The 16,309-nt window shown below is 52.7% G+C and carries 14 protein-coding genes and 1 pseudogene; 9 read left to right on the top strand and 6 right to left on the bottom strand.

The features are described 5' to 3' along the window. Positions 1 to 221: 221 nt before the first annotated feature. From sgrR to JL661_RS04425, 4 genes are all read left to right on the top strand, one after another. On the top strand, positions 222 to 1,886 hold the full coding sequence (gene sgrR, locus JL661_RS04440) for an HTH-type transcriptional regulator SgrR (RefSeq protein ID WP_062772727.1): 1,665 nt from the start codon (positions 222 to 224) through the stop codon (positions 1,884 to 1,886). 560 nt (positions 1,887 to 2,446) lie between these two features. Next, on the top strand, positions 2,447 to 3,133 hold the full coding sequence (gene mutH, locus JL661_RS04435) for a DNA mismatch repair endonuclease MutH (protein ID WP_062772724.1): 687 nt from the start codon (positions 2,447 to 2,449) through the stop codon (positions 3,131 to 3,133). An 89-nt stretch (positions 3,134 to 3,222) separates the two neighbouring features. Beyond that, on the top strand, positions 3,223 to 4,473 hold the full coding sequence (gene agp / locus JL661_RS04430) for a bifunctional glucose-1-phosphatase/inositol phosphatase (RefSeq protein ID WP_015422921.1): 1,251 nt from the start codon (positions 3,223 to 3,225) through the stop codon (positions 4,471 to 4,473). 158 nt (positions 4,474 to 4,631) lie between these two features. Beyond that, positions 4,632 to 5,051 (top strand): RodZ family helix-turn-helix domain-containing protein, encoded by a 420-nt coding sequence (locus JL661_RS04425; protein WP_046024162.1) that lies wholly within the window; start codon positions 4,632 to 4,634, stop codon positions 5,049 to 5,051. Positions 5,052 to 5,124: 73 nt separating this feature from the next. Here the strand turns inward: JL661_RS04425 and JL661_RS04420 are convergent. Then, a pseudogene (locus JL661_RS04420) lies at positions 5,125 to 5,457 on the bottom strand (DUF6122 family protein); the annotation flags it as partial. Positions 5,458 to 5,691: 234 nt separating this feature from the next. On the opposite strand from JL661_RS04420, the gene fabV reads away from it, so the two are divergent. Next, a complete protein-coding gene (gene fabV, locus JL661_RS04415; RefSeq protein WP_062772718.1) occupies positions 5,692 to 6,891 on the top strand; it encodes an enoyl-ACP reductase FabV in 1,200 nt (399 codons plus the stop codon). 72 nt (positions 6,892 to 6,963) lie between these two features. On the opposite strand, the gene JL661_RS04410 is transcribed toward fabV, so the two are convergent. Further along, positions 6,964 to 7,512, bottom strand: a complete 549-nt coding sequence (locus tag JL661_RS04410) for a GNAT family N-acetyltransferase (RefSeq protein ID WP_004237786.1) — start codon at positions 7,510 to 7,512, stop codon at positions 6,964 to 6,966. Positions 7,513 to 7,533: 21 nt separating this feature from the next. Continuing rightward, complete coding sequence (locus tag JL661_RS04405) at positions 7,534 to 8,028, bottom strand: YbaK/EbsC family protein (RefSeq protein ID WP_004237785.1); 495 nt, start codon at positions 8,026 to 8,028, stop codon at positions 7,534 to 7,536. Positions 8,029 to 8,127: 99 nt separating this feature from the next. Between JL661_RS04405 and JL661_RS04400 the strand changes: the two genes are divergently transcribed. Both JL661_RS04400 and JL661_RS04395 read left to right on the top strand, forming a co-directional pair. Next, positions 8,128 to 9,549: an aminotransferase-like domain-containing protein gene (locus JL661_RS04400; RefSeq protein WP_062772715.1), complete on the top strand. Its 1,422-nt coding sequence runs from the start codon at positions 8,128 to 8,130 to the stop codon at positions 9,547 to 9,549. Positions 9,550 to 9,659: 110 nt separating this feature from the next. Further along, positions 9,660 to 10,532, top strand: a complete 873-nt coding sequence (locus JL661_RS04395) for a pirin family protein (RefSeq protein ID WP_062772712.1) — start codon at positions 9,660 to 9,662, stop codon at positions 10,530 to 10,532. Positions 10,533 to 10,609: 77 nt separating this feature from the next. Here the strand turns inward: JL661_RS04395 and JL661_RS04390 are convergent, their stop codons facing one another. The 3 genes from JL661_RS04390 to JL661_RS04380 form a co-directional block, all read right to left on the bottom strand. Further along, a complete protein-coding gene (locus tag JL661_RS04390; protein WP_062772709.1) occupies positions 10,610 to 11,707 on the bottom strand; it encodes a Fic family protein in 1,098 nt (365 codons plus the stop codon). 74 nt (positions 11,708 to 11,781) lie between these two features. Continuing rightward, a complete protein-coding gene (locus tag JL661_RS04385) occupies positions 11,782 to 12,705 on the bottom strand; it encodes a LysR substrate-binding domain-containing protein (protein ID WP_032098324.1) in 924 nt (307 codons plus the stop codon). Positions 12,706 to 12,802: 97 nt separating this feature from the next. After that, positions 12,803 to 13,582, bottom strand: coding sequence for an acetoin reductase (locus tag JL661_RS04380; protein ID WP_004237779.1), 780 nt, complete (start codon positions 13,580 to 13,582; stop codon positions 12,803 to 12,805). 417 nt (positions 13,583 to 13,999) lie between these two features. Between JL661_RS04380 and galS the strand changes: the two genes are divergently transcribed. Together galS and mglB are read left to right on the top strand one after the other, a co-directional pair. After that, on the top strand, positions 14,000 to 15,013 hold the full coding sequence (gene galS / locus JL661_RS04375) for an HTH-type transcriptional regulator GalS (protein WP_004237778.1): 1,014 nt from the start codon (positions 14,000 to 14,002) through the stop codon (positions 15,011 to 15,013). Positions 15,014 to 15,271: 258 nt separating this feature from the next. Further along, positions 15,272 to 16,267 (top strand): galactose/glucose ABC transporter substrate-binding protein MglB, encoded by a 996-nt coding sequence (gene mglB / locus JL661_RS04370; RefSeq protein WP_024474827.1) that lies wholly within the window; start codon positions 15,272 to 15,274, stop codon positions 16,265 to 16,267. Positions 16,268 to 16,309 lie beyond the last annotated feature (42 nt).

Here is a 16,309-nt window from a genome sequence, read left to right as displayed (position 1 = left end):
TTTGTGATGGCAGCTTTTTTCCCCGTTTTCCCCGCCTCTTTTTCCGGATCACCGGACAGAAAAAAACCAGCCTTTCGGCTGGCGGTAAAAGTCACCATTACTCAAGAATCGGGAGTGAGTCAGGTATCACACTGACGTCATGAGCTGCTTTAATGACATTGAGTATGGACGTAATATACGGAAATAAAAATGGACAGAAAACCGACCGGAGTTCCTCTTTTATGAGCACACCACGCCTCCAGCACCAGTTTATCCGCCTGTGGCAGCATCATCAGGGACAGGAGACCGATACCACGCTTCAGGAGATCGCCGATATCCTGCATTGTTCCCGCCGTCATGTCCGCTCTCTGCTCAGCAGTATGCAGACAGCGGGCTGGCTCAGCTGGCAGGCAGAAACCGGACGGGGTAAGCGCTCACGTCTCTGTTTTCTGCAAAGCGGACGGGACCTCCAGCACGCCCGTGCCGAACAGCTGATCGAACAGGACAATATCGAAAAACTGGTGGCGATGGTCAATGATAAGGACGCGATGCGCCAGATGGTGTTATCCCAGCTGGAGCGCAGCTTCCGGCAGGGAAAAAGTCTGCTGCGCATTGTCTATTACCGACCTTTTTATAATTTACTGCCCGGCTCGCCGCTACGCCGCTCGGAAGTCCATCTGCTGAGCCAGATTTTTAACGGACTGACGGCAATAAATGAGGAAAACGGGGAAGCTGTCCCGGCGCTGGCGCATCACTGGCAGCAGACCGGCGACAAACAGTGGCGTTTCTGGCTGCGCCCGGCGATATTTTTCCATCACGGCCGTGAGTTGCAGATGGTGGATATCATTTCCTCTTTTGAGCGCCTGCGTGACACACATCGGCTGTTCAGCCATATCCGCACTGTCCGTTCCGATATGCCTTACATTATCGATATCACACTGAATGAGACCGACAGCTGGTTCCCGGTACTGACCGGCAGCCCGCACGCCGCCATTCTGCCCCATGAATGGCAGGAACTGCCGGATTTTGCCCGCCACCCTGTCGGCACCGGCCCGTATCAGGTGATCTGTAACAATGACCGCAAACTGACAATCCGTGCCTTTGACCACTATTACGGCTTCCGTGCCCTGCTCGACGAAGTTTCTGTACTGGTGGTGCCGGAGCTGGAAGAAAAAATGGTCTGCACCACCCTGCATATCGGTGCGGACGGGCCGGAGCGGGATTCTCTCGACAGCCGGATGGAGGAAGGATGCTATTTCCTGCTGCACGACACGCGTTCAGCAAAAGGAGAGCGGGAAGATATCCGCCGCTGGCTCAACAGCCTGATGACCCCCGTCAATCTGCTCTATCACTGTGAACCCCTGTATCAGCGCCACTGGTGGCCGGCTTACGGGCTGCTGCTGCGCTGGCATCACAGCAAACTTATCCCGCCCTGTGAAAAACCGGCTGACCTGACAGAGCTGACACTGACCTATTATCAGGATCATCACGAATACCATGCTATCGGCAAATTATTGCAGCAGTTACTGGCAGAACAGGGTGTAAAACTGACGATTAATATCACTGATTACGACACCTGGTTTAACGGCGATTGTGACAGTGATTTCTGGCTGGCGACCGCCAACTTTTATAAGCCGCTGGATTTTTCGGTTTTCGCCACCCTGTACGAGCTGCCGCTGCTGCGCCGCTGTCTGGGCGATGATCTGCGTGCGCCGCTGAAGCAATGGCGGCAGCGTTCCCTGTCTCTGGCGGCATGGTGTGAGCAGGTCATTGACAGGCAGATGCTGTTCCCGCTGTTCCATCACTGGCTTGAATTACAGGGGCAGCGCAGTATGCGGGGCGTCAAAATGAATACCTTCGGCTGGTTTGATTTTAAATCCGCCTGGTTTATCCCCCCGGAAAGTTAATTCACAGAAAAAGGCAAAGTTATAAACACCCTCTGATAAAAAACCGGCTTTTATTCACGTTTTCTGTGGATATAGTTGTGAAAAACGCAAGGGTAATGGGGGTATAGTTTTTAACTGCCCCCTGTTGATAAAATCACAATCTTTAAATAAACCCTGTTAAATCATATCAGTACGGAAATAAAAACAGAGAATCATCTGAAAAAAACACCGGCATTTTTTTTCACAGACTTACACAGCACAAAAAATAACCACACCCGGTGTTATCCACAGATTGTGACTTATCCTTGAGCAAAACCCCTGCTGAAACGCGAAAACAGGCGGAAGTCAAGCCTGTAAATCAAACCAGTAGTGAGGCTGTTTTTCACTTATCCCATAAAGCTGTGGATAACTCAGTGTAAGATCCTGTTTATTGTCTGAGGATGCTGGTGCACAACCTTCTGTACTTGTTGCGGTGGCGAAAATTAATAGCTATATATCAATAAATTAGATAATATTTATTTTTCATTCATGCCTATGTATTATTTTACCTGATAACACTGTTCAACTTTTAAGCATATAACATGACACAACTTTTTCAGCCGCCGTTACCCCCGGCCAGTGAATCAGAGCTGCTCAGCCGCGCCCAATCCCTTGCCGGTGCCACTTTCGGTGAGCTGGCAGGCTGTGCCGGTATACCGGTGCCGCCGGATCTGCGTCGCGATAAAGGCTGGGTCGGCATGCTGCTGGAATACTGGCTGGGCGCGGATGCAGGCAGCAAGGCAGAGCAGGATTTTGCTCACCTCGGGGTGGAGCTGAAAACCATTCCGGTGGATGAATCCGGCGTGCCGCTGGAAACCACCTTTGTCTGTGTCGCCCCGCTGACCGGCAACAGCGGCGTTACCTGGGCGGATTGTCATGTGCGTCATAAGCTCTCCCGCGTGCTGTGGGTGCCGGTGGAAGGTGCGCGTCATATCCCGCTGGCAGAGCGCCGTGTCGGTTCACCGCTGCTGTGGTCGCCGTCGGAGGAGGAGGAACGCCTGCTGCGCGCGGACTGGGAAGAGCTGATGGATATGATTGTGCTGGGGAAAGTGGAGCAGATCACCGCCCGTCATGGTCAGGTAATGCAGATCCGCCCGAAAGCAGCCAACAGCCGGGCACTCACAGAAGCTATCGGTCCGCACGGGCAAACGATACAAACACTGCCCAGAGGCTTTTATCTGAAGAAAAATTTCACCGCACCTTTACTTAAGCGCTATTTCCGGTGCTGATCACTGTTTTGGGAGTTTGCTCCCGGTAAATATGAATCGCTTCAGTCATTAATATCGGTTCGAAAATAATGACAACAGGAGTGTTCCGGATGAAAAAAACCTTACTGACGCTTTCACTTGCAGCCGCATTACTGACTCCCGCCCTGCCCGCTTTTGCTGATACCTCCTCCGCTGATATGACACTGGAACAGGTTCTGGTGATGAGCCGCCACAACCTGCGCACGCCGATTGTGAATACCGGTATTCTGACCGAAATCACCGATAAAACCTGGCCTGCGTGGGATGCGCAGAGCGGTTATCTGACCACCAAAGGCGGCGCACTGGAAGTCTATATGGGCCACTATTTCCGCGAGTGGCTGGATGAGAACAAACTGCTGCCGGACACCCTGTGCCCGACCGGTGAAAAAGAGCTGAATGTCTACGCCAACAGCCTTCAGCGCACGATTGCCACCGCGCAGTTCTTTACCGCCGGTGCTTTCCCGGGCTGTACCGTCACCGTGAACCACCAGCCGGAAATCGGCACCATGGATCCGGTGTTTAACCCGATCATCACCAATGACAGCGCAGAGTTTAAACAGACTGCCCTCGCTGCAATGGAGAGTCATTATAAAGGGCTGGATCTGACACCGGGTTATCAGGCACTGAATAAGGTGCTGAATATCAAAGACTCAGAACAGTGCAAAACCAACAAACTCTGTTCACTGGCCGACGGCAAAAACAGCTTTATTATTGAAGCCGGCAAAGAGCCGGGCGTGAAAGGCCCGCTGAAAATGGCAAACTCTGCGGTGGATGCCATCGACCTGCAATATTATGAAGGTTTCCCGGCAGACCAGGTCGCCTGGGGCGAAGTCACCACGCCGGAGCAGTGGACTGCGCTGAATACCCTGAAAAACGGCTATCAGGAATCTCTTTTCACCCCGCGTATTATCGCGAAAAACGTGGCACATCCGCTGCTGAACTATATTAATCAGCACTTTGCCGCCGCTGCGCCGGGCAGTGAAGCGAAATTTACCTTCCTGGCCGGGCATGATTCCAATATCGCCTCCCTGCTCTCCGCCCTGGAATTTAAACCGTATCAGTTGCCGGAACAGTATGAACATACGCCAATCGGCGGCAAATTAGTGTTCCAGCGCTGGACAAATAAAGCGGATAATAAATCCTATGTGAAGATTGATTATATTTACCAGTCATCTGATCAGCTGCGGAATAACAGTTATCTTTCTTTAAAAACTCCGCCGCAAAAAGTCACACTGGAACTGAAAAACTGTCCGGTTGATAAAAACGGCTATTGCGGATGGGAAACTTTCCAAAAAGTAATGAAAGACAGTTTATCCGAATAAACATTTTATGTTCATATTCCTGCCCGGCGCACCTTCGCCGGGCTTTTTATTTCTATCCCTGTCACGCTTCGGATAACACTAATAGATTAAGGCACTGTAAGCCGTACCTGCTGAGCCGCGAAAGTGTCGCGCAACGGCAGCCGCACAGTGACCCGGGGATGGTTTCCGGTGCACCGTCTGACGGCACAATGGTGAATAAAGAGACCGGTGCGGAACAGTTCAGGCCGGATAACGGTCAGATGCGCAGGCCGGATGCACAACCGGTCGCCGGGGGACAGAGCGGACAAACCGCCCCGCAGGGACAACAAAGCACACCGGTTTCCTCTGATCGTAACGGGAAAGTGCCTCCGGCACGCCCGCAGGCTGAAAACAGCCGGATGTCATCCGTGAAGAAAGAGGTCACGTCAGCGGCGGAATCCGCCATGCCGTCTGTGGATGTTGACGCACCGTCAATCACGGCCCCGGAAGTGGGCATCTCCGCTCCGGGAACCTCCGCGCCAACGCTTGATATCAAAGCCCCGGCAGTCAGTTTACCGGGAGCGGAAGTCCCGGTCCCTGCACTGAAAAATCCGTTCTGATGATCTCAGCCGCACAAAAACCCGCCCCCGGCGGGTTTTTTAATGCCTGCACCGCCGCATATTCCGTGCCCTACTTCAGACTACCCATGTAACAATCCATCCCGTCGGTAAACAGATGGAACAGGCAGCCGACCGCCACCGCCCGTACTTTCCATGACGGGATCAGCAGCAGAATAAGATACACAATCGCCGCCCACACAGTATGCAGCGGATGAAAACCGACACTGCATCTGTCCGGGTCAAAGACAGGATCTGCCAGCAGGTGATCCGCATCCATCACCATAGTGGCAATCATAATCATCGCCGCCGCTTTCCAGTGCTGCCGCCAGAACAGCCGGGCAAACAGAACCGGCACCAGAAAATGGCAGCCGTAATGCAGGATATTCCGGAAAATGTCAAATGCCACAGTAACTCCGCTGACGGGTTGTCCGTTATGATGACGGCTATCATAGCGGAAATACCGGAGGCTATCCGGCAGAAAATGGATCAGTCCGTCACAATAATAAAATACACCGCATTCCGGATAACAAAGCGGGAATTAACTGGTCTGCTCTGCGGGTTTATCGCTGCATTGTCTTAAGTAAACTGAGAAGATCAGGTATATTACCCCCTGATTGTTGGCTACCAAGAAAAAATAACTATGATTATCAAACCTAAAATTCGTGGTTTTATCTGCACTACCGCTCACCCGGCGGGCTGTGAAGCCCATGTTCGTGAGCAAATCGCCCGTGTGAAATCCTGCGGCGAACTGAAAAACGGGCCTAAAAAGGTTCTGGTGATTGGTGCATCCACCGGTTACGGTCTGGCTTCCCGTATCAATGCCGCTTTCGGCAGCGGTGCAGCGACTATCGGTGTATTTTTTGAAAAGCCGGGCAGTGAAAACAAAACCGGTTCTGCCGGCTGGTACAACGCAGCCGCTTTTGATAAAGCCGCCAAAGAAGAAGGCCTGTATGCAAAAAGCATTAACGGTGATGCCTTCTCTGATGAATGCCGTCAGAACGTTATTGATTTAATTAAACAGGATCTGGATCAGATCGATCTGGTTGTTTATTCTCTGGCATCTCCGGTCCGCAAAATGCCGGAAACCGGTGAAATTGTCCGTTCCGCCCTGAAACCTATCGGCGAACCGTACAAATCTGTCGCGCTCGATACCAACAAAGACGTGCTGATCGAAGCCGTTGTTGAACCGGCCAATGAGCAGGAAATCGCAGACACCGTTAAAGTCATGGGCGGCCAGGACTGGGAACTGTGGATGAATGCATTAGAGGAAGCCGGTGTTCTGGCGGATAATGCACAGTCTGTTGCCTACTCCTATATCGGTACCGATTTAACATGGCCGATTTACTGGCACGGTACGCTGGGCAAAGCAAAAGAAGATTTGGATCGCGCAGCAGCAGCGATTAATCAGAAACTGCAGGCCAAAGGCGGCGCGGCGTATGTTGCCGTTCTGAAATCTGTCGTGACTCAGGCCTCTTCCGCTATTCCTGTTATGCCGTTATATATCTCTATCGTGTTTAAGATCATGAAAGAGAAAGGCATTCACGAAGGTTGTATTGAACAGACTCAGCGCTTATTTGCTACTAAACTGTTTAACGGTTCTGCGCCGGAAACCGATGAAAAACAGCGTCTGCGCCTGGATGACTGGGAATTACGCGATGATGTGCAGAACACCTGCCGTGAAATCTGGCAGCAGCTGACAGATGATAATATCAACGATTTAACCGACTATCAGGGCTATAAAGCGGAGTTCCTCCGTTTATTCGGCTTTGGTCTCGATGGCGTTGATTATGATGCTGATTTAAGCGGTGAAGTTAACTTCGACGTGAAAGAATTAGTATAATCATTTCTGAAAAGCCCGCCGCAGCTCTGATTATTCAGCGGCTGCGGCGGGTTTCTTATTTTTCCGGATTATTCAGCGGGTTTCGCAGACCAGCCAGTAATAATGGTTATTATTGAATCCGAACTCATCCAGCACCGTCAGCCCGAGCTTACGGGTGTGCGCGGCATAAGAGCGCGGGTTCACCTTGTTGATAAAGGTCACCAGGATATCAAACCGCTGCGACATTTTTTCCAGTGCAAAAGCAAACAGTCCTTCCAGCACGCCCTGCCCGCGCAGTGATGCATCAATACAGACCGGGCCGTACTGATACGAGTTCTCTGTGGTCAGCGTCTGACCGGCAAACTCATAATCACCCAGTTTATCAATCATATGGGCAAACAGCGGCCACGGTGACCAGTACTGCCAGGATGCCGCCATCACAAACGCCACCACCTTTCCGTCCTGTTTGGCGACAAATAATCCCTGCTCGTTTTCAATCAGATCCGTCATCTGTTCATCACTCATCTGTGTGGTGACAAAACCGTCCGGCTTGTCTTCATCACTGATGGTGGTCAGATGATAACGTTTTAATAAGGCTTTTACCTGATCCATATCCGTCAGTTCAGCAACACAATATTCCATCGTTATTCTCCGTTATCATTGTTATTCTGCGGCGGGAGGTACCGCAATATCCGCAATGCGATCATGACCGATCACACTGAAATAGTCATCCGCTGCCAGAGACACCGATCTCACCAGTTCACCGGCATTAAAAAATACCCGTCCGGCACCGGTCAGACGCTTATCAACATAGAGCGTCAGTTCGTCATTAAAGCTGAACGGCGGGACCGCACCCATCGGGCAGCCGGTCAGCGCCTGTGCTGTTTCCGGTGCGGCAAATGAGGCTTTCTTCCCGCCCGCCAGTTTCGCGGCATTTTTAAAATTGACTTTGCAGTCGCCCGGCACAATCGCCAGCACATAGCGGATGTCCGGTGTGCTGCCGGTAACCTGTAACACCATCGCTTTCGCCGCCTGGCTCAGTTTATTTCCCCTGATTTTACTTATCGCATCAGAACGGCCTTCCGCCGGATGTTCGATCACCTCAAAGGAAACCGCCCGTGAATCCAGTAAACGGGTAATTTTGTCAAATGTTGTCATATAAACCTCACAGTCAGCCGGAGAAACCCTTGCGTCATAATTTACTCTCAACGTACTCTTACAGAAACACACAGAACCCGTAAGAATGAGGCAGAACAGATGGTACAGCTTCCGCGCTACCGGCAGATGGCCGATCAGATAAAACAGGCTGTCCGCGAGGGCGTTTTACCGCCGGACAGCCGTCTGCCGTCCGTCCGTGTTCTGGCCGCACAGTACAATGTCAGCCTGACCACCGCCCTGAAAGTGCTGCGCACGCTGGAAGATGAGCATGTTGCCGTGGCGCGGCCGAAATCCGGCTTTTTTGTCGCCCCGGTTCAGCCTGCCGCTGCGGAAAACCGCAGTACAGAGACACACACCGCCGATTTTGCCCCGCTGGATGAACAGACGGAACTGCATATGTCGATGGTCGGCGAAGAGTGCCGTGTCCGGCTCGATCTGGCTAACGGGCGGCGGGAACTCTATCCGGTCAGAAAACTGAGTCTTATCATGCGTCAGCTCAGTTACAGCAAGCCGTTCCTGCTGGGGGATTCGGTCAAAGGCACCGGCTATGCACCGCTGAAAGAGGAAATCGCCCGCCGCGCAGTCAGTTACGGTTGCCATATCACACCGGAAACCCTGCTTATCACCAACGGCTGTATTGAAGCCTTATCACTGGCACTGCGCGCCACGCTCAGCCCCGGGGATGCGGTGGCAGTGGAATCCCCCTGTTACTTTGTACTGCTGCAGATGCTGCGTAATCTCAATCTGCGGCTGACCGAAGTGGATGCCTGTGAAAACGGTTATGTCGATTGCGATAAACTCACCGCCCTGTTCCGCCGCAAAGCGGTAAAAGCTTTTGTGACACTCGCCAACGTCAATAATCCGCTGGGCAAAACGATTCCGGATGAAGTCAAAGCGGAGATAACCCGTCAGGCGGATGAAAACGGTGTGATCATTATTGAGGATGATACTTTCGGTGATGCCGCATTCGGCGGGCAGCGCCCGTTCCCGATGCGGGCATTCAGTCACAATGTCATTCTGTGCAGCGGATTTTCCAAAACCATCGCACCCGGCGTGCGTATCGGCTGGGTTCACAGTCAGCATTACATGCGCAAAATCACCTCCCTCAAATACACCTCCTCGATGGGCTCTCAGGTCCTGCCGCAGGCGGCCATCAGCGAACTGCTGAGTAACGGCGGCTATGATGCTCATCTGCGCCGCCTGCGCCGTGAACTGGCGGCACAGGTACAAAACATCCGCCGGGTTGTGCTGCGGAAATTTCCGCCGGGTACCACCGTGACCGAACCGGAAGGCGGCTATGTTCTGTGGGTCACCATGCCGGAAGGCAGCCTGAATGTGCGGGAACTGTTTCTCAATGCCCGCGCGGAGGGGATCGGCATCGCGCCGGGACATATCTTTGCCACCGACAGCCGCTACGACCGCTGCTTCCGGCTCAACGCCGGGTTCGGCTGTGATAAGGACGTGGAGGATGCGATCGCCCGGCTGGCTCAGTGGTGCCGGGAATCATTACACACCGGATAACCCGGGGCTGACTGTTCTGTTTCTGCAACAGTGAAACCCGTTTTCATGACTACTCCCTGATAGTTCGCGCCCTTATTATCTGTTTATACATAATTATCAGGAGAGACATCATGAGAAACATTATCGGCACCTACCGCGCACCGAAAGGCCATTGGGTCGGCGACGGATTTCCGGTCAGCCAGATGTTTTCCTACAGCAATCACGGCAAACATCTGAACCCGTTTATTCTGCTCGACCGTGCCGGTCCTGCGGATTTCCCGCCATCAGAAGGCGCCAACCGGGGAGTTGGTGAGCACCCGCACCGCGGCTTTGAAACCGTGACCATCGTCTATGACGGCGAGGTGGCTCACCACGATTCCACCGGTCAGGGCGGTGTGATCGGTAAAGGGGATGTGCAGTGGATGACTGCGGCATCCGGTATTCTGCATCAGGAATACCATTCTGACCGCTTTATGCGGGAAGACGGCACGCTGGATATGGTGCAGTTGTGGGTGAATCTGCCTGCTTCCGCAAAATCCGCCGCACCGGGTTATCAGTTACTGGAAAATAACGCCATTCCGGCAGTGGCACTGCCGAATGACGCCGGGACATTACGGGTGATCGCCGGAGAATATGCCGGAGCACGCGGTCCGGCCCGGACCTTCACGGAAATGGATGTGTGGGATCTGCGCCTGAAAGCCGGAAAAGTCACCGGACTGGCGGCAAAAGCCAGCCGCAACGCCGGACTGATCGTTCTGCACGGCAGTATTTATGTCGACAGCCGCGCACCACTGCACACCGGCGAGCTGATGATCCTGGACGGCACTGACAGCACAATTCTGCTGGAAGCCACCGAAGATGCGGTTGTCCTGTTCCTCAGCGGCGAGCCGATTGATGAGCCGGTTGTCGGTTACGGCCCGTTTGTGATGAACAGCGAGCAGGAAATCCGCGAAGCCATTGAGGATTTCAACAGCGGCCGTTTCGGACATATCCCCGCTGAGTAAGACCGATGAGGCAAATACGACCGCTATTTGCCTCACAAAATGAGGCGAATAGCGTGGTTATTTGCCTCATTCTCTTATTATCCCTTATTCAGACAATAGCGGCTGCTGCGCCCGCCACTTTCACTTTCCGTCAGATAACCGGACTCAACCAAGTCAGCCAGATGCCGTGTTGCACTGGCGCGGCTGACTTTTGCTACTGACATATACTGCCGGTTATTAATACCGTCAGCAAAATCACCGTCCAGCATCCGGTTCAGTACTTTAGCCTGCCCAGGTTTCAGCCGGTTCTGATCAAACCGGTGCCAGTATCTGTTTTTTTCCAGTGTCCGCCTGATTTGCGCCAGCGTTGCGCCGACAGACACAACCAGCATTTTCACAAACCACTCCAGCCACGGCGTAATGTCCGTTCCCTGCCGTTGTGTCTGCTCCAGCACATTATAATATTCTTTGCGGTGCTCATTGATGGTCTGTGACATTGCATACAACCGCACAGTGCTGTTTTCTGCCTGAGCCAGTGCCAGATCCATAATAAGACGCCCAATCCGGCCATTCCCGTCTTCAAAAGGATGAATAGTCAGAAACCACAAATGGGCAATGCCTGCCCGTAAAACGGGGTCAATACCGGCGTTATCTCTGCTTTCATTAAACCAGGCGATAAATGCGTTTATTTCTGACTCCACCCGTTCCGCCGGAGGGGCCTCAAAATGAATGACCGGTTTATCCAGCCTGCCGGATACCACCTGAACAGCCCCGGAACGGAAACACCCGCCGGTTGTCCGGTTAAAAAGGGTGTCATTTTCGGGGAATAACCAGGTATGCCATTTCAGAAGGCGAGCCGCAGAAAGCGGTTCACCGGGATTATTGATTGCATCCAGCGCTGACTCCACCAGACCTTCCGTACGTTTGTCCGCCGGATAAGAGACCTCCTCAGAAATACCAAGGTGATTAGCCAGTGATGATCTGACAGAACGGGCATCCGGTTTTTCCCCCTCAATATCACTTGAGTAGATAATATTTGCCAGAATCGTATCCAGTGTCTTATCTTCAGCAAGCTCAAGCGCTTTATTACTGCCGTATAAATCACCCTGAAGAAAAGCAGCCTCCCGCAGCAGCGGCAATAACTGCGGTAAATCATACGTAAATCCGGGCCAGCTATGATGCTCCCATATCCACATACTGCCTCCGATGAGTAGAATAACATCGCTATTCTACTCACTAACTGAGGCGAATAGAATGATTATTTGCCTCACTATTCCCCCGTCCCCGAAAACGCCGCCGTCTGCGGCACACGTTCCGCCAGATAATTCAGCAGTGCCTGCACGGCGGGTAACAGCCCTTTGCGGGACGGGAAAACCGCGTGGATCACATCCTGCGGGAACTGCCAGCCCGGCAGAACACGGACAAGCCGTCCGGCAGTCAAATCATTGAGAACCACACCTTCCGGCAGACGGGCAATGCCCAGCCCTTTGCATGCCGCGCGGTGCAGTGTCATGACATCAGTGGTGGCGAGGCGTGCTGTGAGGTGTTTGGTGATGCTGCTGCCGTCTTCGCCGGTCAGTGTCAGCGTGTAGTTTTGTTTTTGTTCGCTGTTGGCGAGGATCGGGAATTCTGTCAGTTCGTCCGGATGCTGAGGTGCCGCTTTTCCGGTAAATAACAGCGGTGAAGCAACCAGGATACGCCGCGAATAGCCCAGCACTTTCATGGTCAGCCCGGAATCATCCAGCGGGAGGGAGCGCACCCGCAGTGCGAGATCAAACCCTTCGCTGATCACATCCACCGGACGGTTAACTGCCAGGATCTGCACATCAATATCGGGGTATTTCACCATAAAATCTGTCAGCAGATCCTGAAGATAGGCCTGTAACAGCGCGACCGGACAGGAAAACTTCACGCTGCCGCGCGGATGTCCCTGTACCGAGCAGATAATCTCTTCGGCGATCTCCGCCTCATCAATCACATTTTTGCATTGCTGGTAGAAGGTTTGTCCGATCTCAGTAACATGAAACTGCCGGGTGGAGCGGTAGATCAGTGAAATATTCAGTTTCTGTTCCAGATCAGCGATACGGCGACTGAGCCTGGATTTCGGAATACCCAGCGCCTCGCCCGCCGGGGAAAATCCGCCGTATTCCACCACTTTCACAAAATAATAGAGGTCATTCAGATCGTATTTCATGCCTGTCACCCGCAGCGTTATCCTGCGGATCAGTATACAAAAAAAAATCCGCCGCATTCAGCATGCGGCGGATGTCTGTGAATATCAACGCAGTAATTTAGCGGTAAACAATCCCGCCGTCGGTCAGAATCGCCTGGCCGGTGATGTAATCCGAGTCGTCGCTTGCCAGGAAGGCAACCAGTGCCGCCACGTCATCCGGAGTCTGAGCGCGGCCCAGCGCGATACCATCGACATATTTTTTGTAGGTTTCCCCTTTTGGCGCACCGGTGATTTCAGAGAAACGTTCATCAATTTCCACCCACATATCCGTGCCGACAATCCCCGGACAGTAAGCATTCACGGTGATCCCGCTGCTGGCAAATTCTTTGGCCGCCGCCTGTGTCAGTGCACGGACCGCAAATTTAGTGGCGGAATAGACGCCGAGTAAGGCAAAACCATCATGCCCGGCAATGGATGAGGCGTTAATGATTTTCCCTTTCTGTCCGCGTGCTTTGAATTTGGCCGCAGCGGCCTGAATTCCCCACATCGTGCCATCGACGTTAATGCGGAAAATACGATCCATATCCTCCGGCAGCACATCTTCAATGGCTTTAACCTGTGCAATACCGGCGTTATTGACGATAACATCAAAACCGCCCAATGCTTGTTCTGCTTTATCAACAACCGCAAAAACCTGATCGCGCTGACTGATATCTGCGGTGAATACCGCCGCTTTGCGGCCCAGGGCTTCCACTTCTTTTTTGACTTTCGCCAGCCCTTCTTCTTTCAGATCCACCAGCGCGATATCCGCCCCTTCTTTGGCTAAGCGCAGTGCAATACCACGACCAATCCCCTGTGCAGCGCCGGTAACCAGAACCACTTTACCCGTTAGTGCCATGATGTGCTCCTTATGAGTGAGGTATTTCGTTATGATATTAATACTCATTTAAAAACATACGCGTTTTTACCAGGGTTGCAAGCCGGTAAGCACATAATGAGCAACTGTCCTGCCATGTGACAACACATCGCTGTAACAAAATTCATCGGAGTCTCATTCCGTAACATTCCCTGTCCTGCATAACCCACCCGCCGGAAACAAAACAATCAGTATCATTTATATATTAATAATTTCAGTGAATGTAACCCAAAACGCTGTTACAGACTCTGGTGAAGGGATTCAGCTTCCCGTTACAGGCGGATAATCCGAAAAAATCAATGTAAACGCTTTCTTTTGCTGTGAGATGAATCACACGGTCATCACGCACTCCGGGTTAAGATGGCAACATGTTTCATTACCTCTGACCTGTAATTTCTGATGACATCTATACACCCCGTAACTATCCGTGATGTTGCAAAACGCGCCGGTGTCTCCGTTGCCACGGTATCCCGTGTGCTGAACAATACGGCGGCCACCCGCTCAGAGACCCGGGAACTGGTGATGAACGCCGTGACTGAGCTGGATTACCGGCCAAACGCCAATGCACAGGCACTGGCCAGCCAGAGCAGTGATATTCTCGGCGTGGTGGTGATGGATGTGGCCGACCCGTTTTTCGGCGCGCTGGTCAAAGCGGTGGACACAGTCGCCCAGCAGCACAGCAAGCATGTGCTGATCGGCAACGGCTACCATCAGGCCGAACAGGAGCGCCATGCGATAGAGGTTCTGATCCGCCAGCGCTGCAACGCACTGGTGGTGCATTCCAAAGCGCTCAGTGATGCGGAACTGAGTGATTTTCTCCGTCAGGTGCCCGGCATGACCGTTATTAACCGCGTTATTCCCGGTTTTGAGCACCGCTGTGTCGGGCTGGATAACCTGTCCGGCGGGGAAATGGCGACCCGTCTGCTGATCTCTCAGGGGCATCAGCGCATTGGTTATCTCGGCTCCACCCATGAGATAGAAGATAATACCCTGCGTTATCAGGGTTATACCCGTGCCATGAAAGCCGCCGGACTGACAACTGGTGCAGCCTGGTATGCCGCCGGTTCGCCGGATTCTGACGGCGGTGAGGCCGCCATGATAGAGCTGCTGAGCCGTAATCAGGCACTCTCCGCTGTGTTTGCCTATAACGATGCCATGGCGGCCGGCGCTATGTCGGTGCTGAATGAAAACGGTATCCGCGTGCCGCAGCAGTTTTCCCTGATCGGCTTTGATGATATTCCCGCCGCCCGTTTCACCACTCCGAAGCTGACCACAGTACGCTACCCGGTGGTCTCCATGGCCATGCTGGCGACAGAACTTGCCTTAGCGGGTGCCGCCGGCACTTTGCCGCCGCCGGAGCCGCATGTGTTTATGCCAACCCTGGTTATCCGTCACTCTTCTGCCTACCGGTGATCTTTCTCCATGTAAACGTTTTCAATCTGTGAGTCTATTCACAGACGGATAACAACTCTCATTTTATGATCCGGGCGTTTCCTGACGTTATCGTCATGTCCCAGGTTCTGCCATCTTCTTACCGGCATGCCGTTTTATTTATAAATTATTATTATCATTTGCCGGAAGAATGATAAACACCGCCCCTGCCTTTCCTCTGAATAACAGGTGGCGTCATAAATAAAAACTGTACCCTATCCCCCGACCCGGAGGCAGAGAATGAAGAAGCATTTTGTCCTGGCAGGCGTTGCCGCCGCCATGCTGTTTGGTGCTGCGGCACAGGCACAGGCTGATACCCGTATTGGTGTGACCATCTACAAATACGATGACAACTTTATGTCTATCGTTCGTAAAGCCCTTGAAAAAGATGCAAAAAATTCACCGGAAATCACCCTTCTGATGAATGATTCACAAAACGACCAGTCCAAACAGAATGATCAGATTGATGTGTTACTGGCCAAGGGCGTTAAAGCACTGGCGATCAACCTGGTTGACCCTGCCGCCGCCCCGGTGATCATCGACAAAGCAAAATCCAATGATATTCCGGTGGTGTTCTTCAACAAAGAGCCTTCCCGCAAAGCCCTCGACAGCTACGACAAAGCCTGGTTTGTCGGTACCGACTCCAAAGAATCCGGGGTTATCCAGGGTGAGCTGATTGCCAAACACTGGGCAGCCAACCCGGCGTGGGATCTGAACAAAGACGGCAAAATTCAGTATGTGCTGATCAAAGGTGAGCCGGGTCACCCGGATGCGGAAGCCCGCACCACCTATTCAGTCAAAACCCTGAATGAGAAAGGTATCCCGACAGAGCAGCTTCAGCTCGATACCGCGATGTGGGATACCGCACAGGCCAAAGATAAAATGGATGCATGGCTCTCCGGCCCGAATGCAGACAAAATCGAAGTGGTCATTGCCAACAATGACGCGATGGCAATGGGCGCGGTTGAAGCCCTGAAAGCACACAACAAAACCAATATCCCGGTCTTTGGTGTGGATGCGCTGCCGGAAGCCCTCTCAATGGTGAAATCCGGGGCAATGGCCGGTACGGTGCTGAATGACGCGGAAAACCAGGCGAAAGCCACCATGGCTATCACCAAAAACCTGGCGGAAGGCAAACCGGCAGCGGAAGGCACCAGCTACAAGATTGAAAACAATGTTATCCGTGTGCCGTATGTCGGCGTGGATAAAGAGAACCTGTCACAGTTTATAAAATAAGCGGTGATTCTTTCCGCCCGCAGCATCCGTGCTGCGGGCGTG

The sequence above is a fragment of the Morganella morganii genome (assembly GCF_019243775.1).
Lineage (GTDB): Bacteria > Pseudomonadota > Gammaproteobacteria > Enterobacterales > Enterobacteriaceae > Morganella > Morganella morganii.
Note: the sequence above shows the minus strand (reverse complement) of the source record. Positions and strands in the feature narration are given on the sequence as shown.

Excerpts from the sequence above, each read along its gene's own strand:
- sgrR (WP_062772727.1), top strand. The coding sequence starts at position 222 with ATGAGCACACCACGCCTCCAGCACCAGTTTATCCGCCTGTGGCAGCAT.
- mutH (WP_062772724.1), top strand. The coding sequence starts at position 2,447 with ATGACACAACTTTTTCAGCCGCCGTTACCCCCGGCCAGTGAATCAGAG.
- agp (WP_015422921.1), top strand. The coding sequence starts at position 3,223 with ATGAAAAAAACCTTACTGACGCTTTCACTTGCAGCCGCATTACTGACT.
- JL661_RS04425 (WP_046024162.1), top strand. The coding sequence starts at position 4,632 with ATGGTTTCCGGTGCACCGTCTGACGGCACAATGGTGAATAAAGAGACC.
- fabV (WP_062772718.1), top strand. The coding sequence starts at position 5,692 with ATGATTATCAAACCTAAAATTCGTGGTTTTATCTGCACTACCGCTCAC.
- JL661_RS04410 (WP_004237786.1), bottom strand. The coding sequence starts at position 7,512 with ATGGAATATTGTGTTGCTGAACTGACGGATATGGATCAGGTAAAAGCC.
- JL661_RS04405 (WP_004237785.1), bottom strand. The coding sequence starts at position 8,028 with ATGACAACATTTGACAAAATTACCCGTTTACTGGATTCACGGGCGGTT.
- JL661_RS04400 (WP_062772715.1), top strand. The coding sequence starts at position 8,128 with ATGGTACAGCTTCCGCGCTACCGGCAGATGGCCGATCAGATAAAACAG.
- JL661_RS04395 (WP_062772712.1), top strand. The coding sequence starts at position 9,660 with ATGAGAAACATTATCGGCACCTACCGCGCACCGAAAGGCCATTGGGTC.
- JL661_RS04390 (WP_062772709.1), bottom strand. The coding sequence starts at position 11,707 with ATGTGGATATGGGAGCATCATAGCTGGCCCGGATTTACGTATGATTTA.
- JL661_RS04385 (WP_032098324.1), bottom strand. The coding sequence starts at position 12,705 with ATGAAATACGATCTGAATGACCTCTATTATTTTGTGAAAGTGGTGGAA.
- JL661_RS04380 (WP_004237779.1), bottom strand. The coding sequence starts at position 13,582 with ATGGCACTAACGGGTAAAGTGGTTCTGGTTACCGGCGCTGCACAGGGG.
- galS (WP_004237778.1), top strand. The coding sequence starts at position 14,000 with ATGACATCTATACACCCCGTAACTATCCGTGATGTTGCAAAACGCGCC.
- mglB (WP_024474827.1), top strand. The coding sequence starts at position 15,272 with ATGAAGAAGCATTTTGTCCTGGCAGGCGTTGCCGCCGCCATGCTGTTT.